The sequence below is a fragment of the Bradyrhizobium sp. ISRA442 genome (assembly GCF_038085055.1).
Taxonomy (GTDB): domain Bacteria; phylum Pseudomonadota; class Alphaproteobacteria; order Rhizobiales; family Xanthobacteraceae; genus Bradyrhizobium.
The window spans coordinates 1-23,378 of the sequence record NZ_JALGCN010000012.1; the positions used below are offsets into that span (position 1 = coordinate 1).

Below are 23,378 nucleotides of genomic sequence, written 5' to 3' on the forward strand. Positions count from 1 at the left end.
CTCATAACCTGAACGTCAGAGGTTCAAGTCCTATCCCCGCAACCAGACATCAAGCCCTTGAGAACACGTCGTTTTTGAGGGCTTTTTGCTGCCCCGAATTTGCTCGGAAATTTCGCTCGTGGAAGCGCCGTGGAAGCGGCAGGCGGAAAGTCACAGCGTAAAATCGGCGAGGGCGCGATTACTCAATTGTGATCGCAGGTCGATCGCGAGCGCCGCAACCACGTCAAATGACCGCTCGCAGGGCCGGTCACCGGTCCTTGCTGCCTCGTCTACGTGCCTCACCGTTAAACTAGGAATCTGGGCAGGAGTTCGAATCTCTTCGGGCGCGCCAGCCAGTACTCATCTGCGAACCCGGACCGGCCCCGTTCCGGCTGGCCAAAATGGCCTTTTCCAGGACGTCCTTGTTGCCCTTGATCCGGATCGCGGTATCGTCGACCTCGATCACGCTGATGATTGACTGCAGGTAGGCTTTTCGGAATGGGATGGATCCCGAGGCGAAGTTTTCCCGCATGGTGCGGCTGAACTCCTCGATCAATGCGGGGTCGATTTGGATCGCATTCGATGAGTGTGACTTGGCACGTTCGAGAGCGGTCTTTGAGCGATCCCGGTCAGCCTTTAGAACGTTCAAGCGGTCCTTGAGGACATCATCGATTTCGGTGACCCCGTCCTCGATGAGCTTGTAAAGGCGCTTGAGCTTGTCATCGGAATCGCTGAGGTCGCGCTGGAGCGCAACGATTCTCGTGTTTATAGCGTCTGCTTTTTCCGCTCGGCGCGCGGACAATGACGAGAGAATGGTCACCAGCCGCTCTGGCCGGAACAGTCGTTCACTCAAGTGGGTAGTGACCAGTTCGTCCAACTTCTCCATCCGGACTGACCGGCCCTTGCAAACCGTCTTTCCCTTTCGATTACAAGTCGAGCAGGAATAGTAACGATGGATGCGTCCAGTCTTCGACGTTCCGGTCCGCAATGTCATTGCTCCTTCGCAGGTCGCGCAGATCGCCAGACCGGTGAGCAGGATCGGTCCGGTCGTGACCCGAGGTGCCGCCACCTTCGGGCTTCGAGCATGAAGTTGTCGGCGAACTTGTTCGAAGACGTGACGCTCGATAATTGCGGGAACGGCGGTCGTGATGACTTCATCATCCGGCTTGCGCTTTCCGGTCCGTGAAGACATTTGGTTGAACTTCCACTCACCGACATAGATTGTATTGGTCAAGATCTTGTAGATCGTGCCAGTACCGAATGTTTTGCCCTTTCTGGTGCGGTACCCGCGGCTATTGAGCCATTTGACCACTTCCTTGACTCCGAGTGCGCCCGACGAGCCGTCGCCGTAAAGGTAGAGCTTAAAGATAAGCAGGACCGTTTCTGCATCGACGGGGTCGATTGCGAGTGTCTTCTTGGTCTTCGTGCCACGTTTTTCGGCTTCGACCAGAACATAGCCCAGTGGCACTGGCGAGCCATTCCAGAAACCATGTTGGGCGTTCGCTTTCATGTTCCTGATGACATGTTTGGCGTTTTCCTTGGATTGATACTCGTCGAACAGCGCGATTACTTTTCGCATCATTGCCTGGACCGGATCGTCATCGTCGCCAAGCGGCTGGGTGATCGAGATCAGCTTTACGCCATGCTTCGCCAGCTTCCGCAGGTAGAATTCCTGTCCGAAGGCGTCGCGGAAGAATCGGCTATAGCTATGTACGGCGATCACGTCGAACGCATGCTCGCCGTCGCAAGCACGCTCGATCATCTGCTGGAACACCGGGCGCCTGTCGTCGGTCGCTGACGCGCCAGCTTCAATAAACTCTCCGACCACCTGGTCACCCCTGGCCTCGCACCAAGCGAGCATCTGGGCGCGCTGATCGGGAATCGAGAGATCGTGCTTCGCCTGCCGATCTGTCGAGACGCGCAGATAGAAGGCCACTCGGGATGCGTTGGTGTCGACTGCGATCGCCGGCTTACGTTCGTGCTTACTCATGTCTTCGCCTTTCACCAATAGCTTCGCAGCTCCGGAAGCGCGTGCAACAACTATTTTTGTGCTGGGGTCATTGCGCGTCTCCCAATAGTCGTGGCTGTCAATTGTAGGTTCGATCCTCGCCGTAGCGTTCGATGACTGGCTGCCCCGGCCATCTTACCATGACGGCGCTTCCATTCGATGCGGAACGCCACGTGCAGCATTTCGGTGTGTGTTTCGAGCAGGCGATGAAGGGTTGCCTGAGCGCCATTGTTCGGCAATTTCAGAAATCCTGCCGCAAAGATCCGATGGCGAAGCCCTTCGCTGATATGGCTCAGCTCGATGATTGCCGCCTCCATCTGCCGGGGCTTGTAAACGTAACGCGGGTCAGGGAGGAAATCGCCTTTCGCGCGAATGCCCTGTTCCAGCATTTCACCGGCGAGCCATATGCCGGCGTCGACTGCGATCTCTGCGTATTTCTCGATGCGCATTTCGAGGATGCGGGGTTCGTAGAACGGACGAATGGTCATCGTCTATCTCCTTTTTGAGATGCCGTAGCCACCGCCGGCACGGTGCGGGATTGGGATTCGAAGATGCCGTCGAGCAGGTCGCCGAAATGTTGCTCGATCGCGTCCAGCTCGGCCTTCGAGACCGGAATCGGATCGGGCAACTGGTTATCCACGGTCCAGGACTCCGGAACGAAGGGCTGGGACTTTGACGGACGTCCGTTAGAGCTCATGGTCGAGCTCATGCTTTTTGCGATGCTTGTAATCGCGATCGCCGGCCACCTCGGTTGTTGCCAATTCGGACGGCGAACGATGCGTCTCCTGGCGCGGCTGCTCGGCGCCACGCGTCTGTGCATCTACCAGGATGTCGAGCGACGAGCGCTTGAAGCCCGAGCGGGAGAGCTGGCCTGCCAGGTAAGCCCGTCGCGCTATCGGGTCGATCTCGCTTGCGTGGCTTCGTTCGGAAAGAGACCGCTCGGCTACAATTCGAGCGTCGAGCGATTTGCGGTCGCAGAACAGGTCGGTTGTATTCCGCGCCCTGCTCGAGGCAACCAGAACTGAATGGCGATCCATCTCAGGCGTGAGCCACACGAATGCGCGGTCCGTGGTGCAGCCCTGAGCGCCATAAATCGTTGTTGCATAAGCGTGAGAGATTTTGACGCGGCCCTCGTCGTCGGCGATCTCATCGCTGGAGAATGTGAATCGGCCCGTGTCGGTCCGAACCGCAATATCAAAGCGTTCATCGCCAGCAGCATGGATTGACTCCACTGTCGCCTCAGTGCCGTTGATCGCCTCGATCCCGCCGACTTTGATGCGGGTCAAGAATCGAATGCGATCGCCATCGGCCAGGGGCAGCGGCACGGTCAGATTCGACGGCGTGACAGCTTTGAGCGTCACGTCCTCGCCACGGATTTTGCCTTGCTGACGCAACTGGGAGCGGACTTCCGCTGAAATTGCCCGCACCTGGGTATTGGTTTTGGCTATGAGGAGTGAGCGGCCGGGCGCGATCTCCTCATGAGTTGCCCAGGCATCAACCATCGCGCGGACCGTGGCCTTGGGTCCGACTGTCTCATGGAGCAATCCTCGGCGATCGAACGCTTCCAACGCTTCGCCAGCATTACCTTTTCCGAAAGCCGTAACAGCATCGCGCGCCCATTGTTCATGCTGCCGAACGATCCTGGCGACCGACTGTACCGACGATGCGTTTGCGGCGAGCGCCAAACCCGGGCCGGCGCCGACGCTTTGCAACTGGTTGCGGTCACCGACGAGGATGAGATGCGGATCGAACCCCTTTGCATCGGCAGCCTCTACCGCCGACAAAATGCGATGCATCTGGCGACTTGAGAGGAGGCCAGCTTCGTCAACGATCAGGACGGTATTTTTGTCGATAAAGGGAACGCCGTGCTCGGCGCCAACCAGCCAGGAGTCTGTTGCCCGCGCATCGATCGCCAGATCATCGCGGAGGGCGTGCGAAACCTTCCACGCCGTACTGGCGCCGATCACACGGTAGTTTGTATCAGTATGGGCCCAACAGGCTGTGGTAGCCATCAAGGCCGTTGTCTTGCCCGCCCCGGGAGCGCCCTCAAGAATCGTGATTCTGGCGCCGCTGGTCGCCGCACGTACGGCACCTGCCTGCTCTTCATTGAGGCCGTGCTCGCCAATCAGACGGTTGACAGTCGAGGGAAGCGGTGCGCTTGAGGATTTTCTCGAAAGCCGCGCGGCCATCTCGCCGATTTCAGATTCGATACGCAGAATTTCCGGGGTCGTGAAAACCCCATGCCCCCAAACGTCACGGTCGAGGGTGACAACCGCGTTTGTCGTAATGAGCTTATCGACCTCGGCCTCGACGCGCTCCGCACCTTCCCCGCTTCCGACGAACGCTGTGGCGACCGCGGCGTAAAGATGTCGGCGTTCGAAGGTGCTTTCGTGCTCTGTAAGCTGATCCGGAAGAGCGGCAAGGCGCGTTTGGATCACGCGTTCACGATCGGCTTTCTCAAGCAATGCTTGCTGCTCGCGACCCGCGGCAAGGCAAGATTCAATGACGGCGTTGCGATCGAAGCCGATATCGCGGGAACATTGCTGCCAGAACGCAAAGCGGTCTTGGCGTTGTTCCTGTTTGGCTCTACGGGTCGCTTTGGTGATTGCCGCGGCCAGCGCTGGTGCGCTTGCGCTGTCTGTCCCGGCCACCTCGAGTTCGTCCTCAATCTCACCGCGCCGCGCCGAGAAATAGGATTTCAACCGGGGAGTGATTCCAGCGACTTCCCAAATGCCGTTCCTGCCGACGTCCGTGACGGCAAAGCCAAGATCCTGAAAATTTTTGGAAAGTTGGGCGTGGTAGACCGCTCCTGCTGCCATTTTCCAGGCGAAGATGGCTTTGCCGTCCAAAGCTCCGTGACGCTTCGGCTCAGTTGAGCTCGTTTCGCCAACGACACTGTAGTCCGTGCCCTGGCCAACTTTACGAGCGATATTGCCGACGATGGCGTGACTGTGAAGCGCACAGTCCGAGAAAACCTGACCGTCGGAATGCAGCGCAGGTCGCGCGTCGCCGTGCTGGAACACGGCGACCGTGAGCTTGACTTTCTCGCGGTGAATTCCGTCCTTGCCGGAGCGGCAGAATGCGGCGTTTACTTCAACCGCCTTGAGGGCGGCTTCGACGGCGCCGGCCTGAGCTTCCTCGATCTTGGCGCGTAGTTCGTCGTCGGCGAGCGCCCAGAGGATCGAGCAAGTCTTCGGCGCCGAAAACGTAATGTCATACCCGCCGACGTGCTTTTTCCCGCCCTTACTTGAGAGCATAGAGCGACCATCGGCGTCGATAGCTGCATGGAGCCGTTCGAAGGGTTCGCGCTCAACCACCGATCCTGCGCGAGCGCCGATGTCTATTCCCACCGCCACCCAGCGACCCGCGGGTTCGCTGCCGCCGAAATAGTAGTCGGACGAAGCGATGTAGTATTCGGCTGAAGTCCCCGCAGCGACCGTCGCGACCATCTCACCCACCTGCAATATGATGCAAGCGAGCTTGAATGTTCGAGAGAGGGGCTTACCGGGCAGCTTGCCGAGATAAGGGGCCGCAATCAGAGGGTCGTCAAAAATAAATGCCCGTCACTGGGGCGACGAGCATTTTCCTTGATCTTGACGGTCTGAGCCGCTTAGGGTTAGCGGCACGTTGGAAAGAACAACAACGGTCTCACTAGCCAAAGCCAACCAGCGGGAAGGCGACGACGATGGCCGCGACGAGCGCGAAGAGTCGTACTGGCCCTGTGAAGCCAAGGCGGCCGAGACCAGGTCCGCGATGTGATGCTCGGCGAACCACGAGCGATCCGCGGCATCGGCCTCGTGGCGATCGAGCAGCGCGTCGGTATGCGGCCAGCTTGGTCCATCGTCGTTCCTCCACACCAGCGGCATCCGAGTGGTTCGGGTGCCGTATTGTATGGGGAGCATTCCCGCTACAGTCTACCAGACGCGAATGAAAGTCCGGTCGCGATCAAAGACCGAGCGCGGCGCGAATCTCTGCCCACTCCGCGTCAGTCCGGCTCGTGCTCTTGTTGAAAATACGAGACGAGAGTGAAATCGCGGCGGTCGCTTTCGCAATCTCATATCTACCAACCGCCTCGATCGCGAAGGCGTCGAGCTGGCCCTTTGTCTGGAACTGACGATACACGTCGTCGTAGGTCCGCTCGCATTCACGGCGGAGCCATTCGAGTCTGAACCATCGCGACACGATCTGTTCGCTGAAGACTATCTGCGCGGCCACGGCAATCGTGGCGAGGTCGGTGTTGCGGTTGAAGATCACGAGCACGTACAGCAGCACATACACCACGATCTTGATACGCTCGATCCTCGCCATCTGCGCGACCGTATCGTGGCTGTAGAAGCTGTTTTCGAGTACTTGCGCCGCGATTCGGCGGGGAGCGGTCGTGGCGGCGTTGTTGTAGTACCCACTCGTCTGCTGCGCGGCGAGCGGTTTGCCGAATGCGTGTGCGAGGAAGTCTTGGAAGCGCCGAAATTGAGCTCGCGGAGAGAAGTACAGGCGCACCGCGAGCGTCACCGCAAACAGGGCTATGACAGAAAGTGCGAACAAGATTTGTGCAAGCGCGTAGAGCGACGGATAGTCCTGCTGGCTCACGAGCGGCACCGCGAGCGAAAGAGCCGCGGAGACGTAGAACAAGCCGTCGGCGACGGCCTCTGCGACTTCGAGCGGCCGGAAGTACCGCTCGCCGATCGGATCGACTTTGTGAGGAGTATCAGCCATAGGCGGGGTACTTGTCTCCAAAAATTTGCTTCCAGGCGGTGATCGCGCTCTGGTGGTCGTTGTTCGCACCGTGGGTCGCATACCATGCTGTCAGGCTTTTGGCTTTAGCCGTCTCCAATCGCTTCACGGCCTCGGCGCGCGCAGTGTCCGTCAGATACGCGTCGGCGTAGTTGACCTCGTACCAAAGCGATGACTTCACCAGATTAGCGGCGTTGTCGAAGAACATGTGAATGTTCCACGGCAAGTCGTCCAGGTTCGTGTGGAAGATGTTCAGCGCCAGAACTTCGATGTGATAGCTGGTGAGGTATTCGCTGTGGATGCGGTTCCAGTGCTTGATCATTTTGATGATGCGACGGAAGTTCTGCCCGCAAACGGTTGAGCGTGCCTCGATCGTGTTTGCGTGCTTCTTCGGCCGGCTCGGCATCCAGCCTTCGGTATTCGAATTTGGCACTTCGTAATGTGTGACATTCTGGTTGTTGTCGACGACTCTGCTGACAGGCACGATGTCGACGTTCGGCCACGTGTCGTAATACAGGGTGACCGCCTGCCCATTGCTGCGCACGCCGGTGCGATACTCGGCCAGCGAGTTGCGGACGTTCTGCAGAACGGAGCTCGGTTTCTTATCTTTGATGTGCTTGCCATAGTGGAGCGCCACCATCACATCGAGATCGGCATGACCTTTCAGCGCGGTGAATTTCGGAATCGAGCCGGTACCAAACGACTCCAGAATCTCGAAGTCGTTCTTGAGCAGTTCGACAATCCGTTCGCGGCGTTTGTTTGCCGTTTCGCGGTGGTCGCCGGAGAGGTTGATCTGCTCGTAAAAGGTATTGAAAGCTGCGTCGACTGTATATGCCATGGAGTGAATGAGCCGCACCATTTTCGGAGCACTATAGCGAAATTCAACCAAAACGAGAAATGGCAAGATTCGGGTTCTGCCGGTGACCGGTTCTCAGCGCCCAAACATCGGGTCACCTCGTTCACTGGCACTAAAGTGCGGACAGGCCCTTCCCGCCAGAGCCGCCATCCTGTTGCTAGGCAGCACCGTGTGGCTGTTGCCGTTGTATTCGAGGTATACGCTCTGCTGATGTTTCTGGTGCCATGGGGTAATGAGCTGCATGAGCAGGCCCACCGCCGTCGACGCGAGTACGCCATTTGGCCAGACGACTTGCGGGTTAAAGCCGGCGTCACCGTATTTGCGCGCTTCTTCCGCAATGCTTTTCTCGTCTAACAAGCCCATGCACCACATGCAGTGTTCTCCGGGCATTGACAGGACGACTTGTCCAGCGATGACGAACTCCGAGCCGTGCGCATGGACATCCATTCCGACGTCGATGTACGGAATGAGAAACCGGCGGCAAAATTTTTCGAGCTGGTCGCGCTCGGAAAAGGAATCCACGCAGCCGATAATGGCGTGGCACCGTCTGAAGTCGACGATGGCCGTCTGCCACGGCCCCATAACCGGATGAATCTCAACCCCTGTGTTGAGTCCGCGGATGACTCGCTGCGCGACTTTTATCTTCGGAACAGCACGTACTGCATCCCGTCGCGTCGCGCCGATAAGGCGGTTCAGATTGTGATCTTCAACGGTGTCGCCATCGGCGACGACATAGCGCCTCACTCCGATGTGAGAGAGCTGTTGCACGATGTGGGACCCGCCGCCTCCGGCACCGACGATGCCCACGATCGCGGATGACAGGATCGCTTCGCTGTCAGGCCCCAAAAAGCTTTGGCGTGAAAAATCTCTCATGATCGCCATGGCCACCAACGCAACGGCGCGCCGACTTCGACGAAGTCGGAAATTGTGGTCGGCTGCCGGGTGCTCGGCAGCCAGCAATTGCCGCAGGCTCGATCGATGCTCCACACGACGGCGCCGTGGGGCAGCTTCGGCACGACCTTAAAGAAATCGGGCACGAACTTTGCGTTCTCTCGATTGTCCGTTCTGCTGAATGCCGGCATTCCGGCATGCTCGTGCAAATGAACATGGAACATCGACGCCTGGGAGCGGTACGCGACTTCGAGCGCTTTGCTGATCGCGGCCGAGCCCATCATCGCGCCGACGGTGTCGTCGGGAACATAGTGATCATCGTCGACCGGATGATAGTCGGTGACTGAGAGCGCTATGCCGCCGGCGGGAAGGTCCCGCGGGCTTTGCCAAAAAGAAGCCTACCCGTTCGTGGGCGAACCGATGTCGGCGTCGGAGGTCGGCGCGTGCTCGATCCAACAGCTTTTGCTCAATTCGGAATGTGATGTTCATCGGAAGACCGTCAGATGGTTGGCGAGGATCGCAAGGAGCGGCAGGTCGACCGTGATGTAGTTCCAGGAAGGTGCCCACCAGGCGTTGCCGAGCAACTGAAAACAATTCCAGTTCTGACCTTTGCCTGCTATCTGGTGCTCCACGAAGAGCCGCGTCGAATAACCTTGATGTTCGCCGAGCCGCAGGAGCGCCTTCATCTTCAACACCGTCCCGTTCGTCTCGATGGGCAGCACGGGAAAGTAGATGTGATCGACGCCGCCTTCCGGCATGACCTCAGCATCCGGGTAGAGCGTTTTCAGGTGCGCCAGATGCTGAGGATCGAGGCTCATGACGAGCCGCCCTTTTTGACGTGGCTGATGAACTTCTCGCCTTCCTTCACGGTCGTGCGCTCGTTGTCGCCGATGGTGTGGAACGCGCCGTCCTTCTCGATCATGTCCAGATCAAGGGAGGCCTCGACGCCGAGCGCCTGCTTCAGGTCGGGCAGCGTGTAGCTGCCGTGGTGAATGCTCTTCGGCGTGCCGTCGATCGAGACCTCGACAAAGTCGTTGCCGTGGTCGTCTGGCTTTTTTTCCGTATCTTCAATGGCTTGGCTGGTCATGGTAGGTTCCTTTCCTCGGGGAATCGGCCCCGATTCCTCCGGATCATGCCACAGGCCTTGTCCAGGAGCAAGAAAATGTGTTACCTAATAGGTAACGGATTTCAAAGGAGAGGCCGTTGCGCATCGGATTCAGCACCGCCGCGCTCGCTCGAACATTCAGTGAGTTCGATCGGCTCCGGCGCGCATTCGGCGACGAGATCGCGTATAAGCTGGCGAATCGGATGGCTGTCCTGGATGCGGCGGATACGTTGGCCTTGGTCGCATCAATGCCCCCTATCGGATGTCGCCAACTCGATGGCGATGCGCGCTTCGGCGTGATGGTGGCAAAAACTCAGCGCCTCGTTTTTTGCGCAGTTGGTGCGAACGTGCGAAAGCGTGCGGTCGACCTCGCGCGCGTGACGGAAATTGAAATTGAAGGTGTACGGTAGCAGTGAAGGATGAATTGCAGCGAAACGCTCAATCGGGGAACCCGATGGCTCACATTCAGCACCGGTATCAGCCAGATTACGTCCAGCCTCCCGGTAAAGTCTTGGAAGAGATTCTTGAGACGCGGGACCTTTCGGCACGGGAATTGGCTCGCCGTTGCGGTCGCTCTCCGAAGCTGTTTGTCGAAATAATCGCGGGCAAGGCGCCGATCGAACCTGCAACGGCAATGCAGCTAGAACGCGTTCTCGGAATGGACGCCTCGATCTGGCTCAATCTTGAAGCGAAGTATCGCTTGCATTTGGCACAGAGCGCTGAGGCGGAGAGCTTCGCAAGTGTCAAGGATTTTGTTCATCGCTTCCCAATCGGAGAGTTAGTGCAGCGTGGCTGTGTGAAGGCTACTCAAAATGATACGGATATAGCGCGTGAGCTGCTCAGATTCTTTGCCGCTGGAAGCTTCACCGCATTTAAAGAGCGTTTCGACGAACTGCGAACCGTCTCGTTTCGACATTCACCCACTTTCAAAAGCGATCCTGAACCGCTACTGGCCTGGCTCCGACTCGGCGAACTTCAGGCGGAGAACGTCGAAACAGCTCCGTTTGATCGCACAAACTTTATAAATGCCCTTACGCAAATCAGGTCGTACACGAACCAAGACCCCGAGAAGTTTCTGAGCCCTATGATCTCCAAGTGCGCAGAAGCCGGCGTGGTCTTCCTGCTCATTAAACCGTTTTCCCGATTGCGACTGAGCGGAGTTGCCCGATGGCTGGTCCCAGGAAAGGGAATCATCCAGCAAACACTGCGGCACAAAACCAACGATCATTTCTGGTTCACATTCTTCCACGAGGCAGCGCATTTACTCCTCCATAGCAGGAAGGCGCTCTTCATCGATGGCGAGAAGCTTCCGGGTGACGACAAAGAGGAAGCAGAGGCCAACCATTGGGCTGCGAATTTTCTAGTACCGCAGCATGAGCTTGAAAAATTTGTGTCGGCCGGTTCTTTCGATCTTGAGAGCGTTACAACGTTTTCGGAGGAGATAGATGTCGCGCCTGGCATCGTCGTGGGGCAATTGCAAAACCGAAAAGTTGTCTCTTGGAGTTCTCCACTTAATCACTTGAAAGTTCCATTCGAGTGGTCGGAATAGCCGCAGCAGAAAAGCTGATCGACGGGCAGTGCGAGACCGCGCACGGGAAATTCCACGCTGTGCAGCTACCACCGCCATTCGAGTTTGTAGATAGTCCACTTATTCTACTACGGAATCTGTTGGTGTTGCTTGGCGGAAATCAGATAGGGGCGGTGTTCGATGACGGACTTCGGCCGACCGAACCGTTGTCGGCTCTGTTCCCGTATCGGCTCTACCGATCCGTTCGCCTCAAAGCACTTCGGCTCGACATCGATCCGATTCCGCCCCCCGTTGGATAACGCGAATGACCCGTTTGAGACGTCATCGTCTTGACGATGTCCGCCTTTGGGAGAAGACCAGCTGCCCTCACGCCAATGCTCGCTTGATGGCTGCGGGCTGATGGCGACACATGTCCCACTGCGCGATTTCGTTCCACTGCGGAATGGTCATTGTTGGAGGATAGCAGCCTCTGGCAGGTTGTCCGCCAGAGAGATTGATCGACTTGGCCTAAAGCCGTCGCCAAGTATCAAGCGGCCATTCAACCACGTAAATATTGTCGAATCCGACAATCGAAGCTCGGATCGATTTGCTCCCCTGCCAGTCCACTGTCAGCCCCAGACTTGTGGACATTTCGTGGGGGGATAGAGCCGGCACCTTGTGCAACTCTGTCTCGCCTGGTTTGCCGGGCGGATCAATCCCGTACGTCGTCATGCCCATCAGGGATTCGGAGAGTTCAGTCGCATTTTTGCCAGCTCTTGCCTTGCAGACGACGATGGTCGCGAAGTTTTCGGTCAGCGCTTCTGCCGCGGCTTTCGTCGAGGCGTCCTCGATCTGTGCGAGACTCTGCGCGGTTGCGACAACACGGATCCCACGAGACCGTCCGAGGGACGCAAGTTCCATGATGTCCTTCATCGCTCCCCGAAAGCGGGGAAGTTCGTCTGCGACAATCCAGACGCTATGGTCGACATTGTCCGCCATAGCAGTTGAAAGAAGCTCGCTCGCCAACACCCGGAACATCAGCGTCAACAGGAGCTCCGAATTGTCCCTGTTGGACAGGTCATGACGCAACACGATGATGCGCTGACAAGATCGTTTCCTCGCCCAATCCATCAGCGAAATGCGCGGGCGTCCGTCCCTCTCCATCGCGGCGCATGTATCGACGATTTCGGCGACGTGCGCGATCATGTTGAAGACCACCGAGAGGCTCATGGTGGTGGGGTCGTCGCCCTTGCCCCGCAGCATTTCTGCGACCTGACGCATGGTCGGCCGCAGATCGTTGGCGATCTCTTCGACGGGTTTCGAGATCGCGGCCTGGAGCTCTCGCCAGCCCCAATCCTGTCGATGTTCCCTGATCAATTTCAGGAGCAGTCCCTTGAAGACCAGGCGGGACGCGGCCGACCACACCGGATCGCGGGACTCCGGTATCATGATCGCGGCGACCCGGCTGGCAGCTGCTGGCGAACGGACATCGCGGCCGATCGCCCAGACCGACGAAGTACGTCCCATGCCCACGACGGCGCTGTGTTTGCGGCCGATCAAAGCCGCAATCCGGCTATGCAGCGCGCCCTTGACGTCGAGCTGGAGAACATGATCGCCGCGCATGATCGCCTGACGTGCGACCCCTTCGGCAATCACCGTCTTGCCGGAGCCGGGTAAGCCGATGGCAAACACCGATTCGTGTTCGGCGAGCCTTGGAAGCTGCAGGCCGGGCGCGAGGAGGACGCCATCAGGAAATTCGGCAATAAATCCCGCCAGATGGCTTCGCGCAGCGCCAATCGCCGCGCCGAACCATAGCGTCTTCGGTCCATCGATCCAGCGCGCGCTTCGCAGTTTGGGCGTTCGCGAGAGCATCTGCCGATAGATGGGAACGGCCACGACCCACCCCGCCAAAGCCGCACCCAACAGGCGGATCGGCAGCTTGATGGCCATGTCGATGCTAGTCGACGTCCTCCAAAATGCCCGCCCAATTTCAGAGGGGTACATGATCCAGCCGCCGATATACTTGGCCAACTCGCCCAGTCGATCGCTTGCGTCGCCACTCAGAGCTAAAGTGGGAGCCGCCGCATGGTGGGACATCTCGATCAATCGTACTAGAGCTGCCAGGTCGAACGGCAACTCAACGTGGTCGCGCGGAGACCAATAGAATGCGGGAACGACGCTGAACAGAATTAAAAAGGTCGTTATGGACGCGAGCAGGGCGAACGAAAATGCTGTCAGAACGGCGCCCGAACGGGCCGCCACCGGCGTGAGCGGATGAGTTGATTTGGACATGATCTATCTCTCAGGATTGCGATCGACGTGAATAGTCGTGCCGACCGGCAACACGCTATCGGCGCCCACGACCATGGAAGGAGTCCTGAACAAGCTCGGGTCGCGTCCGAGACGCGCCGCGATATCGGCAAGGCTGAAGCCTTCGCCGGTCACGACGAAGTTGCAATTCTCGCTCCAGCGATCGAGCCGATTGCAGAGGCCCGCGGCGTCGGCGCTCAGATAGCCGGACCGCGCAACGGCCCACCTCAACGGCCGATCGACCATGCCTGCCAGAATTGCAAGACCGACGATGAGCGCCGAGCCGGCACAACAAACGAGCCAGAGCGGCGGCGGTCCGCTGGTCGTCTTGTCCTGCGATTGCATGCGAACCGGGGCTCGCTTCGGTGCGGGCAATGCATCATCGGTTCCAGCCGCCACCCGCGCCATGGTGGCGATTCCAGCGGGGCCGATGCGGGTCAACACCGCACGTGGAAGCTTGGCGATCTCGCGCGGTGACATTTCCGCAAGTTTCCGCCCGAGAGTTTCGCGCGCGGCCCTGCCGCGCCTGATGTTTTCTTTCAGGCGGCTGACGAGGTCGCTCGGAAGCGCTTCACTGGCGGTGGGCATCGAACGCCCCCACGGAGAAGCCGGCAATGGCGCCAAGGCGCGGCCAGACGACGGACAGAAATTCGCTGACGTCGCCCTGTAGTGCGGTCACCATCAGGCGAGACATCCCCAGTTTGGCAATGAGCGTCGCCTCGTCGGCCATGACCGCTTCGGTAAAGGTCATGCCGGCGGTCTCGAACAGCGGCCAGGCGCCGGCGGCGATTGCGGGGAGCGTGACGCGGTGGCGGTCTTTCAACAACGGCAGGATTCGGTCGATGTAGATTTTATGGGCAGGCGTGCCGAACAGGAATTTGAATGCCCCGTCGCGCAGGTTGAAGACCGGCACGATCTCTGCGGCCGGATGTACGAGGTGAAGCTCCTCCATCAGGTTGGCGCTCTGCACCATCGCGCTGGGATCGGCCGTCATCAGGACCATGGCGATGGGACGGACACCCTGATCGACCAGAAACCGGTCAAACCTGGCGCGGGCAACAAAATTCAGGAACGCCCGCTGGTTCTGTCCGGCACCGATGTCGACCACACCAAGGCCGTCAGATTTGGCGATCGACTGAACCATTTCCTCAAGCGGCTCAAAAACGCGAATCGCGGCGAGGGAATCGCTGCGCATCTCCTCCACGCCGGGCACTTCGATCGTGATGGTCTGGTCCGGGTAGAGCTGCGGCAGGGTCGGCGCCCGGTCGACCTGGGCGATCCGAACCTGCCGCTCGGCGGCGAGGGCGCCGTCGATGACGAGGCGCCCGGTCAAAGATTTGCCGATGCCCCCTTTCGGCCCCATCCCATATACGACAGTCGCGCCGGCCGCCTTCAGAGCCGCAATCGTCTTCTTTTCCGTGCGAGGCCCGCTATGGATGGCGGGAGTGGTCTTGCTAGTCATGGCTTGCTCCTGATGCGCCGGAAATGGCGCTTCAGGACCAAACAGCATGCGGCGGAGGGCTTACCGGGCAGCCTCCCGGGATAAGATCACGCGAAACGAAAAAATGAGCGTCAATTGGAAATTTATGCCGGCCTGGCCACCGGAACTGGTTTGACCCGCTTTGTCACGAGTTTCCAGATGTCCTTGACGTCCGGATGCCTCACGCTCAGCGAGGTCAGGAGCGATTCAATCACCTCTTGGTTCATCGTCGCGCCGTAGCCGCGATCAAGTGGATATTCCGTCATCTCAAGCGTGTGACGTCGCACCAGTGGCGCTAGCGTCGGAATATCAAGCGGCAGTCCGCTCGCATGACGCTTGATGTCGCGTTTGTAGAGAATGCCCTCCTTGTAACGTGCCTCGAGTTCGCGGTGCCAATCCTGGATCTCGTTAAAAATCTGGCTCAGGAATTCATTAAAGAGAGGCTGAGGCAACGGCTCCATGAGAGCGGCGCTATACCAATCGAAAAAGACCGCATATCCTCGCAAGGTCAGCATGTCATGCCGAAGCGCCCAGATTTTTGCGATCAGGATATCCCGTGCAGCCGTTAATCTCGACTGGATTTCTTCGGTGGTTTCGGAGCGGCCGCCCGCCTTTCGGTCCTGGCGCCCCTTTCGCTGCTCGCCCTCGGACATTTCCGCGAGCCCCACACCGATGTCGAGATCGGTCCCGTGCAGCTCGGGGATCGCCTTGACGACCGCCTTCGCGCAATCATAGCCGGCGCGGGCCAAATCCCACGCCGACTTCGTGAGCTGGTCGAAATTTCCTCCCTCTGCGACCTCATCCTTGGCGCGCGGAATGTTTCGCGCCAATTTGATCTCGTCAAAGGGAACGCCGAGTGCCGGCGTCAAGAGTTCGAATACGCCCACGATGAAGCGGCTGAGGGGCGGTGCGTGCAGCCACTGCTCGATCGTCCCGTTTGAATGATCGATGTCGCCAATCTCCGTCATGTGAAACGCAACTTTAAGCAACTCAGCCGCCTGGCCAGCACAAAGGGCAAGATTTTGTCGCCCAACATCGTTAAGCCGGCGTTTGACGTCTCGCAAGCAGACGTGCTTGCCACGACGAGCCCGATTGGCGTTGGCCAATATGCCCGCCACTTCCGGGCTAAGCTCCCAGATCACGGGATCGGCCCGAAGAAGCGACGTCTCGCCAAGGGTCGCTGCGCGGGCCATGAGGCGATCGACTAGGCGCGCATTGCTGGCATCGTCGTCGGTCATCATCCCTGGGTCTACAAAGCCGAACACCGTTCCTTTGCTGGGTGGCAACGTAGTGAGGCCGCCCAGGCCGAGGGGAGATTGATCGGTGGTCGTCTGCCTGTCGATGTCAATTTTGCGCGCATGCGATACCACCGCTGGTCCAAGTGCACCTGATTTCGTGAGCATGCCGAGCGCATATGACGATATGGTGGTTCGCTTCGTTATCCGCGATTTGTTGGGAGGCTTGGACATGAACTCCGAAAGAAACTGAAGTTCCTTGATCACTCTCCCATCGACTTGCGAAGGCGGATGCACATCGTCGCCCGGGGATCGCTTATGTTTGGCGTGACCGAAGCGATCGGCTGCCCATGCCATGGCATTCGCCAGATAGAATGCGATCAGTGGCTTTACGTTCGCTGCTACGTCGTCGACCTTATCATGCGGGCGATAGCTATTGTGTGACAACTCCGCCTTGAACGCGTCCGTAAAGGCAGACATGGCCTTCATCGCTTTTTCGTTCGCGTCGATGAGGAGCAGAATTTCAAAATCGGTCATGTGCTTCCTATTCAAGTGCTTGTACGAGACGGTACTTGAACTTCGCTTGCTTCATTGCTCAACGTTTCGATGATCAGAACTCAGTCGTCATACTCCGTGCGGCTGACTTCGCGCAGCCTGTGAGCTTCAGCCAGCCGTTGCGCCAAACCTGTCGCCATGCTTGGAGCAGGTGTTGCCATGGCCGCAGGAGTTATCGTGACGGTCTCGCCACCGGACTTGGCTTGCTTTGGATCCGACAGATACTCGCCATTATGTTCGACGGCTCGCGCGGGAGGTGCGAGCCCGAAAGAAGCCGCGTTGGCAGTATTTGTGAGATAGGCTTTCCGGACACGCAGAAACACCGAGTTCATTTGCCGCGCGGAGATTGGTCGACCATTTTTGTGCCGCGCTCCTGCCCGGGTCAGGGCGTTCGCGATGGTTCCCCAAGTCAACCCGGACGCCTCCAACTGCTGCAGCGCCTGAAAGTTGCTGCGCACCGAGCGCTCGAACGGAATGTCAAACGACCAGCTCTTGATCAGGTGCTGTAGCTCGCGGCGCATGATGTCGCTCTCCAACAATCGTCGATTGTGTCAGAGGTAAGAGCAATCTCTCCGATGTCAATCGATGGTCTCGTTGCAGGCGCGATTCATCAGAGCGCAAAAATGCCCCGCTACGAATATCGCTTCGATGTACGGCATCAACGATGGCACAAATGAATTTGCCGTATCCGATCGGTGAAATTATCGCGAAAGGTTCAGCGCGTGCTTTGCTGGAGCTCCGTGCCAAAATGCCAAAACGCGCAAACTCCGCGTTACGATCGTCAGCGGGCGGCACCTCGGGCGGGTCCCAAGCACCACGCACAGCACATCCGCGATATGGCCGCGAGGGCGGCCCCTTCCACCAAGAAGCGGCTCCTGGGTCTGGCCGATACTTACGACATGAGAATAGGCGGCTCCTCACGTGCTTCGCGGGCGATTCACCGGCCGCGGCCTCTTCTCCAGACCAGCCCCGCATCGACTTCCGGACGATCCGGCGAGGCATGAAGATTGAACCGATCGAAGTCAAATGCCGGGTATGCAACGGTACCGGTTTCCCGCCGGTGAAGCAGCCGGACGAGCGTGGCCGTAGAATCTACCCCGCACGCTGCAAGACGTGCGGCGGGAAGGGACGGCTGACTAAGCCCAATTGAAAGCCGATAGCCTTGCCGAAGAACTGGCTTCCCATTGGACAAACACGGACACTCAGGGACTTTGTTGTGTCGCTCGCCGGAGGCACTCGCCCTCGGTCCCGCCGTCATTTCATTCCGGCGTCGCTATCACTGCCCTTCGTTCGGGTGCCTTTTTTACCGGTCTTGCGACTGCACTCGGTCCCGGGTCCCGCCGCTACGCGTCGGCGCTATGCTGACCCTCCTGCGGGTGCCTCTTTGATTTTTCGCACTTTTTGCCATGTGTTTTCGCCTTTACTGGGCTGCCCAGCTTTTTCTCACGGTTGAGATCTTAGGGGCGCGGCCCCTCGCGCGCGCCAGGGTGAAGCGCCGGCTGACGCCAGCGCCGCCCCGAGCGGTCTCCCCGGTCTTCCGCGCTCTCCTGGATATTTCAATTTTCCAAACTTCCTACGCGCTTGTGCAGACCCGCTCTTCGAGCGGCCCTTTTCGGGCGGGTGAACCCCTCCACTCGGGTCGCCCTGGCACTTGCTACCCCCGATCTCGCCGATGGGCAGGGCTGCAGGCGCGAGGTGCGCTCTGCACCCAAGCCCAAAATGGAGATCGATCATGTCTGCAAAGAGGTCCGAAATCGTCACAGAGAGCGGGACCGAGCGCTTCATTCCGCTCAACAAACTCAAGAAATCGCCGAACAATGCGCGCAAGACGCCGCACAGCGAGGCGGCGATCGAGTCCTATGCGGCCAGCATCGCCGCCAAAGGCATTTTGCAAAATCTTGTCGTCGAACCGGAATTGGATGGCGGGGGCGCAGCCACCGGGTTTTATTTCGTGACCATCGGCGAAGGCCGGAGGCTTGCCCAGCTTCTGCGCGTGAGGCGCAAGGAGATCAAGAAGACCGAGCCGATCCGCTGCGTCATCGATACCGCAAATGACGCCTTCGAAATCAGCCTTGATGAGAATATTACCCGGGAAGACATGCATCCCGCCGATCAGTTCGAGGCCTTCAAGAAACTCGCGGATAAACGCGGATTTGGTGCGGAAGAAATCGCTGCCCGGTTCGGCGTGACGCCGCACGTGGTGCGGCAACGTTTGCGGCTCAGTGCCGTGTCGCCTCGCTTGATCGACGCCTACCGTGGCGACGAGATGGGCTTTGAACAATTGGTCGCCTTCGCGCTGATCGACGATCACGCTCGGCAGGAGGCGATTTATGACCGGTTATCGTACAGCCGAGATCCCGTCACCGTCCGCCGGATGTTGACCGAAACCAACGTCGCCGCCACCGACCGTCGCGCAGTCTTCGTCGGTCACGAAGCCTATGCTGAGGCAGGCGGGACTATTTTGCGCGATCTCTTTACCGAAGATCGGGGCGGCTATTTCGAGGATGCCGCGCTGCTGGACCGGCTTGCGCTGGAAAAGCTGCAACGGGTCGCAGCGGCGTTGCAGAAGGATGAGGGCTGGAAATGGGCGGAAGCAAACCTCGATTTTCCGCACGGTCACGGCCTACGGCGCGTCTATCCACGAGAGGTTGAGCTTTCGGCGGAGGATCACACTATCTACGAAGCGGCGCAGGCTGAGTTCAACCTCCTCACCAAGCAGCACGAGAGTCTTGAAGAACTTCCCGAGGATGTCGATGCCCGATTTGGCGAACTCGAAGCCGAAATTGAGCGCCTTGAAGCCCTCCGCCATGCTTACGACGCCGATGACGTCGCCTGCGGCGGCGCCTTCGTGGTTCTCAATCATGATGGTGACGTTCGCATCGAGCGCGGCTTTATTCGTCCCGATGACGACAACCGGCAGCGCAACGCTTTTGCCAAGAGTGCCATGCAAGGTGGCGATGAGGATGCGGCCGACTGCGACGACGACACAGAGTCCGACGCTGGGCTTTCGGACAATCTGATCGCCGACCTGACGGCGCACCGAACCCTTGGCCTTCGTCTGGCCTTGTCGGAGCAACCCGACGTCGCGCTTGTCGCCGTCATCCATGCGCTTGTGTCGCAGACGTTCTATCAGGGAGCCGAGGCCAATGTCCTCGATATTCGTCCGGGCAGCTTGTTCCTTGGCTCTCACGCGGACGGAATAGCGGATACCGAAGCGGGCCGGTCTTGGTCGGATCGCCACGCGCGCTGGGCGGCGCAGTTGCCGCGAGATGTCGCCGATCTCTGGGCGTTCGTTGTTGCCCTCGGCCACGATAGCCGCATGGCCGTCTTTGCACATTGCGCAGCCTTGACTGTCAACGCGGTCAAATTGCCACGCGATCATCGACCGCGTGCGCTGGCAACTGCCGACAGCCTGGCCGAAACTGTTGGTCTCGACATGACCGGCTATTGGCGACCGACCGTGCGAACCTATCTCGGGCGCATCACCAAGGCGCGCATCCTCGAAGCGGTGCGAGAAGCCGTGAGCAGCGAGGCGGCGGACCGCATGGCCGGCATGAAGAAGCCGGACATGGCAGAGGCGGCCGAGCTGTTGCTCGCTCCGACGGGTTGGCTGCCCGCGCTGATGCGGGCACCGCAAGCCGTGGAGCGGGACGTGACGCAATCAGCGGCGGAAGCGGCCACGGATGGGCCTGCGAACGCCTACGCCAACGCGGCAGAGTGATCGGCAAGGCCGGGACCGTATTGCGGTCCCGGCCTTCTCGCCCGCAACCGTCGAATTTTTGGGCCGCGCGCCTTGCGGCGCGCGGCCATCATCACGATTCCCATGTCCCGATCGGTAGCATTTCGAAAGCAAGGCAGGGAGAGGCGCGTCGCACCACGTTGTGGTCCCGCACCAGGAGAACCAGTGTCGATCGTTCCCGCTGGATCAGCCGCCGTTGCGAAGGCACCAGATCAGCATGGAGCAGCCGTCGTTGTGGCCCTTTTTGCGAGGGTAGACCGTCTGGACGGTCGGAGTCTCACGCCGAGATCGCATTACGGGCTCAACTCCGCGAGGTCTTCTTGCAGAGGCATCCGAATGTGCGCGCACAGATGCCGAATCGAACGCTGTCGGTCCCTATGTCGGATCTTTGTCGTCGTTCACGCGCCAGCAAGCGCCCTTGCCCTCAGTGAGTCCGTTTCCTTGTGACGGTTGGATGATCGCAGCCTTAATTATCTCCGTCAGTTCGCTGATGTGCCGCGTCCTCTGCAACCTCGAATGGACGGATCAGGCCCGGGGGGACGGCAAGTGCCTCGATCGCCTTCCCGCAACGGCTTCGCCGGCTTTTTTCCCCTGCCGCGAAGTGACGGCATTCCTCGCGAGACAAAAAAGCCGTCTCACGCCGTCCTACGCTTTGCTGCGGGCCTGGCGGCTGCGGGCCGATCGCTCCCGGGCCAAGGACCGCCATCGAGGCTGCGACGGTCGCGGCCCGACAACAGAACGGAGACACCATGGCTACCATCGGCACCTTCACCGCGTCGAATAACGGCTTCACTGGCTCGGTCAAGACGCTTACGCTCAACGTCAAGGCAACCTTCGTTGCATCCGAGAAGGACAACGACAAGGCGCCGGACTATCGCATCCGGTCGGGGGCAACGGAATTCGGTGCCGCCTGGAAGAAGACCGCGCGGGAGACCGACCGCGAATATCTCTCGGTCAAGCTGGACGATCCGAGCTTCCCAGCGCCGATCTACGCCTCGCTGGTCAAGGGCGAAGGCGACGACAGCTACACGCTGATCTGGTCCCGCCGTAACGGCGAGTAACCCGCCGAATCGATCCGCCCCGCCTCCTCGGAGGCGGGGCTCTTTTCCGTGCCCATGGCCCGACGCGCAGAAGGAATAGTAGAAGACCCTCGGCGAGAACCCTCGGTCATGCTTTTTCAGGACGATTGCTAAGGGCTCCGCCCTCGCGCGCGCAAGGGTGAAGCACCGAAGCCGGTGCCGGCGGGAGCGGTTTCCCCGGTCTTCCGCGCCCACGAACGTCTTGAACGACAGGGTCGTTAGGCGCGTGCAGACGCGCGCTGGACGCGCGCCCCCTCGGGCGGGTGATCCCCCTCCGCGTCCCGCCGCCCTTGCTCTTGCTACCCCGGTCTCGCCGACGGGCAGGGTTGCAGCGCAGCGCTGCGCTTCAACCCAAGCCCATAGGAGAAAGACCCATGACGACGACAACCCTCGTCCGCAACGAGCAGCCTATTTCAAGCGGTTTTCGTGTCGATGTGTCGCGCGGCGAACGCATCGGCCGGGTATCTTCGGAGTGGTTTTCCCGCCCCGATGACGAGCGCTATCTCAGCCTGACCGATCTTCATGACGCAGTGCGCCGCCGTGCTGACTGCGCTCAAACCCGCACAGTAGAAAGCCGAGCGGTACGCGTGGAGGCAAGCCGCGACGGTGCGGAACGGCTGGCTTTGATGGTGCCGGGCCGCAGCGAGCCCGTCGCGCCGACGCATTGGAGCTTTGGGCAGTTGTGCAGCCTTGTTGGCGCCCCCACATCTTACATGCGCCAGCTTCCCGCACCGTTAGCCGGGATCAACCTACAGCACGGCTTGCTGTCACACCGCGGAGAGCTATTGAAAACCCTGGAGGCCAATGACGGTCGCATCGAACTTCGCGCCGTGACTGGTCCGGACTATGGGCGCATCTGGGATCACGAACTGACGGCCGCCGTGATGGAGATCGCCGGCAATGGGACCGGTGACACACGATGGAAGGTCCCGGGCGTGCTGGATTGGGCGACCATGACCCACAATCCCTTTGTGGACGTGACCAAGGAAACGACCACGCTTTACGCCAGCGACCGGGACGTGTTTCTGTTTCTGGTCGACGAAACCAAACCAATTGAAGCCGGGCGCTTGGCGGACGGGTCGCCGGATTTGTATTTCCGGGGCTTCTATTGCTGGAATAGCGAGGTCGGATCGAAGACGCTCGGAATCGCTTCGTTTTATCTCCGCGCCGTCTGTATGAACCGCAACCTGTGGGGTGTGGAGAAGTTCGAGGAAATCACTATCCGTCATTCCAAGTTCGCGGCGCAGCGCTTTGCGCATGAAGCAACACCGGCCCTGACGAGCTTTGCCAATTCCTCGGCCGCACCATTCGTTGCGGGGATAAGAGCCGCGCGCGAGCGGATCGTTGCCCGGAACGAAGAGGATCGAGACAGCTTCCTGCGCAAGCGCGGCTTCTCCAAGTCGGAAACGAGCAGGATCATTGAAACCGTCCTCCATGAAGAGGGCCGGCCGCCGGAAAGCGTCTTCGATTTTGTGCAAGGAATTACAGCGCTCGCCCGAGGCAAGGCTCATCAGGATGCACGGCTTGAGCTTGAGGGCAAAGCGAAGCGATTGCTAGAGCAGGCCGCCGCTTGAGCATCGCAGCAGCCGTGCCGCCGCTCGATCGGTTGCACGGCTGATGCTCTTGCCGAGAAGGATTGAAAAGTTTCCGCCGATCCGCCTCGCCGGATCGGCGGTTGACGCGTATCCGCGTCCGTCGCTCGCCGGGCCTTTGGCCCGGCTCGCGAGAACTACCACGCTAATGGCGTTGAATTGCAGGAAAGCATCTGGAGCGCCCTTCCTTCGGCAAGGCATACGCCATCACGGCGCTGCGCGTCGCAAGCAGTTGAGGGAAGCAGTAACGTGGCGCACGTCGAAATGAAAAGCGCGCCCCGGAGGACGCGCTTCGTTTTCTACATTCCTGC

20 protein-coding genes are annotated in these 23,378 nt (G+C 59.5%); 5 read left to right on the top strand and 15 right to left on the bottom strand.

All coding sequences use genetic code 11. The features are described from left to right. Positions 1 to 289: 289 nt before the first annotated feature. From MTR72_RS24095 to MTR72_RS24140, 10 genes are all read right to left on the bottom strand, one after another. Positions 290 to 1,969 carry a recombinase family protein gene (locus MTR72_RS24095; protein ID WP_341511216.1) on the bottom strand — a complete coding sequence of 560 codons (1,680 nt, stop codon included), beginning with the start codon at positions 1,967 to 1,969 and terminating at the stop codon, positions 290 to 292. 50 nt (positions 1,970 to 2,019) lie between these two features. Further along, positions 2,020 to 2,475, bottom strand: a complete 456-nt coding sequence (locus MTR72_RS24100; protein WP_341511217.1) for a hypothetical protein — start codon at positions 2,473 to 2,475, stop codon at positions 2,020 to 2,022. Beyond that, complete coding sequence (locus MTR72_RS24105) at positions 2,472 to 2,627, bottom strand: hypothetical protein (protein ID WP_341511218.1); 156 nt, start codon at positions 2,625 to 2,627, stop codon at positions 2,472 to 2,474. Before MTR72_RS24105 ends, MTR72_RS24100 begins: the two co-directional genes overlap by 4 nt. 46 nt (positions 2,628 to 2,673) lie before the next feature. Further along, complete coding sequence (mobF, locus tag MTR72_RS24110; RefSeq protein WP_341511219.1) at positions 2,674 to 5,436, bottom strand: MobF family relaxase; 2,763 nt, start codon at positions 5,434 to 5,436, stop codon at positions 2,674 to 2,676. Between the two features lie 496 nt (positions 5,437 to 5,932). Beyond that, positions 5,933 to 6,700: a hypothetical protein gene (locus MTR72_RS24115; RefSeq protein WP_341511220.1), complete on the bottom strand. Its 768-nt coding sequence runs from the start codon at positions 6,698 to 6,700 to the stop codon at positions 5,933 to 5,935. Next, entirely contained in the window at positions 6,693 to 7,622 is a 930-nt protein-coding gene (locus MTR72_RS24120) for a nucleotidyltransferase (RefSeq protein WP_341511221.1), read from the bottom strand. Before MTR72_RS24120 ends, MTR72_RS24115 begins: the two co-directional genes overlap by 8 nt. Before the next feature lie 27 nt (positions 7,623 to 7,649). Further along, entirely contained in the window at positions 7,650 to 8,456 is an 807-nt protein-coding gene (locus MTR72_RS24125; protein ID WP_341511222.1) for a HesA/MoeB/ThiF family protein, read from the bottom strand. Next, entirely contained in the window at positions 8,444 to 8,749 is a 306-nt protein-coding gene (locus tag MTR72_RS24130) for a hypothetical protein (RefSeq protein WP_341511223.1), read from the bottom strand. Before MTR72_RS24130 ends, MTR72_RS24125 begins: the two co-directional genes overlap by 13 nt. A gap of 201 nt (positions 8,750 to 8,950) precedes the next feature. Beyond that, a complete protein-coding gene (locus MTR72_RS24135) occupies positions 8,951 to 9,283 on the bottom strand; it encodes a hypothetical protein (RefSeq protein WP_341511224.1) in 333 nt (110 codons plus the stop codon). Further along, positions 9,280 to 9,552, bottom strand: a complete 273-nt coding sequence (locus tag MTR72_RS24140; RefSeq protein WP_341511225.1) for a hypothetical protein — start codon at positions 9,550 to 9,552, stop codon at positions 9,280 to 9,282. The genes MTR72_RS24135 and MTR72_RS24140 overlap by 4 nt, the downstream gene beginning before the upstream one ends. A gap of 116 nt (positions 9,553 to 9,668) precedes the next feature. On the opposite strand from MTR72_RS24140, the gene MTR72_RS24145 reads away from it, so the two are divergent. Both MTR72_RS24145 and MTR72_RS24150 read left to right on the top strand, forming a co-directional pair. Continuing rightward, positions 9,669 to 9,980 carry a hypothetical protein gene (locus MTR72_RS24145; protein WP_341511226.1) on the top strand — a complete coding sequence of 104 codons (312 nt, stop codon included), beginning with the start codon at positions 9,669 to 9,671 and terminating at the stop codon, positions 9,978 to 9,980. A gap of 44 nt (positions 9,981 to 10,024) precedes the next feature. Beyond that, complete coding sequence (locus MTR72_RS24150; protein WP_341511227.1) at positions 10,025 to 11,119, top strand: HigA family addiction module antitoxin; 1,095 nt, start codon at positions 10,025 to 10,027, stop codon at positions 11,117 to 11,119. Between the two features lie 486 nt (positions 11,120 to 11,605). Here MTR72_RS24150 and MTR72_RS24155 read toward each other — a convergent pair whose 3' ends face one another. The 5 genes from MTR72_RS24155 to MTR72_RS24175 all read right to left on the bottom strand — a co-directional run bounded on the left by MTR72_RS24155 (position 11,606) and on the right by MTR72_RS24175 (position 17,178). Then, entirely contained in the window at positions 11,606 to 13,369 is a 1,764-nt protein-coding gene (locus MTR72_RS24155; RefSeq protein ID WP_341511228.1) for a type IV secretion system DNA-binding domain-containing protein, read from the bottom strand. Positions 13,370 to 13,372: 3 nt separating this feature from the next. Then, the gene (locus MTR72_RS24160) at positions 13,373 to 13,975 is read right to left on the bottom strand and encodes a hypothetical protein (protein ID WP_341511229.1); all 603 of its coding nucleotides are present in this window, start codon (positions 13,973 to 13,975) and stop codon (positions 13,373 to 13,375) included. Further along, positions 13,959 to 14,849, bottom strand: a complete 891-nt coding sequence (locus MTR72_RS24165; RefSeq protein ID WP_341511230.1) for a hypothetical protein — start codon at positions 14,847 to 14,849, stop codon at positions 13,959 to 13,961. Before MTR72_RS24165 ends, MTR72_RS24160 begins: the two co-directional genes overlap by 17 nt. A 122-nt stretch (positions 14,850 to 14,971) precedes the next feature. Continuing rightward, on the bottom strand, positions 14,972 to 16,639 hold the full coding sequence (locus tag MTR72_RS24170) for a hypothetical protein (protein ID WP_341511231.1): 1,668 nt from the start codon (positions 16,637 to 16,639) through the stop codon (positions 14,972 to 14,974). A gap of 80 nt (positions 16,640 to 16,719) precedes the next feature. Beyond that, positions 16,720 to 17,178, bottom strand: coding sequence for a hypothetical protein (locus MTR72_RS24175; protein ID WP_341511232.1), 459 nt, complete (start codon positions 17,176 to 17,178; stop codon positions 16,720 to 16,722). Between the two features lie 1,211 nt (positions 17,179 to 18,389). Here MTR72_RS24175 and MTR72_RS24180 point away from each other — a divergent pair. From MTR72_RS24180 to MTR72_RS24190, 3 genes are all read left to right on the top strand, one after another. After that, positions 18,390 to 20,378: a ParB/RepB/Spo0J family partition protein gene (locus tag MTR72_RS24180; RefSeq protein ID WP_341511233.1), complete on the top strand. Its 1,989-nt coding sequence runs from the start codon at positions 18,390 to 18,392 to the stop codon at positions 20,376 to 20,378. 767 nt (positions 20,379 to 21,145) lie between these two features. Next, positions 21,146 to 21,457: a DUF736 domain-containing protein gene (locus MTR72_RS24185; RefSeq protein ID WP_148741686.1), complete on the top strand. Its 312-nt coding sequence runs from the start codon at positions 21,146 to 21,148 to the stop codon at positions 21,455 to 21,457. A 392-nt stretch (positions 21,458 to 21,849) separates the two neighbouring features. Next, positions 21,850 to 23,049: a DUF932 domain-containing protein gene (locus MTR72_RS24190; RefSeq protein WP_341511234.1), complete on the top strand. Its 1,200-nt coding sequence runs from the start codon at positions 21,850 to 21,852 to the stop codon at positions 23,047 to 23,049. Positions 23,050 to 23,378 lie beyond the last annotated feature (329 nt).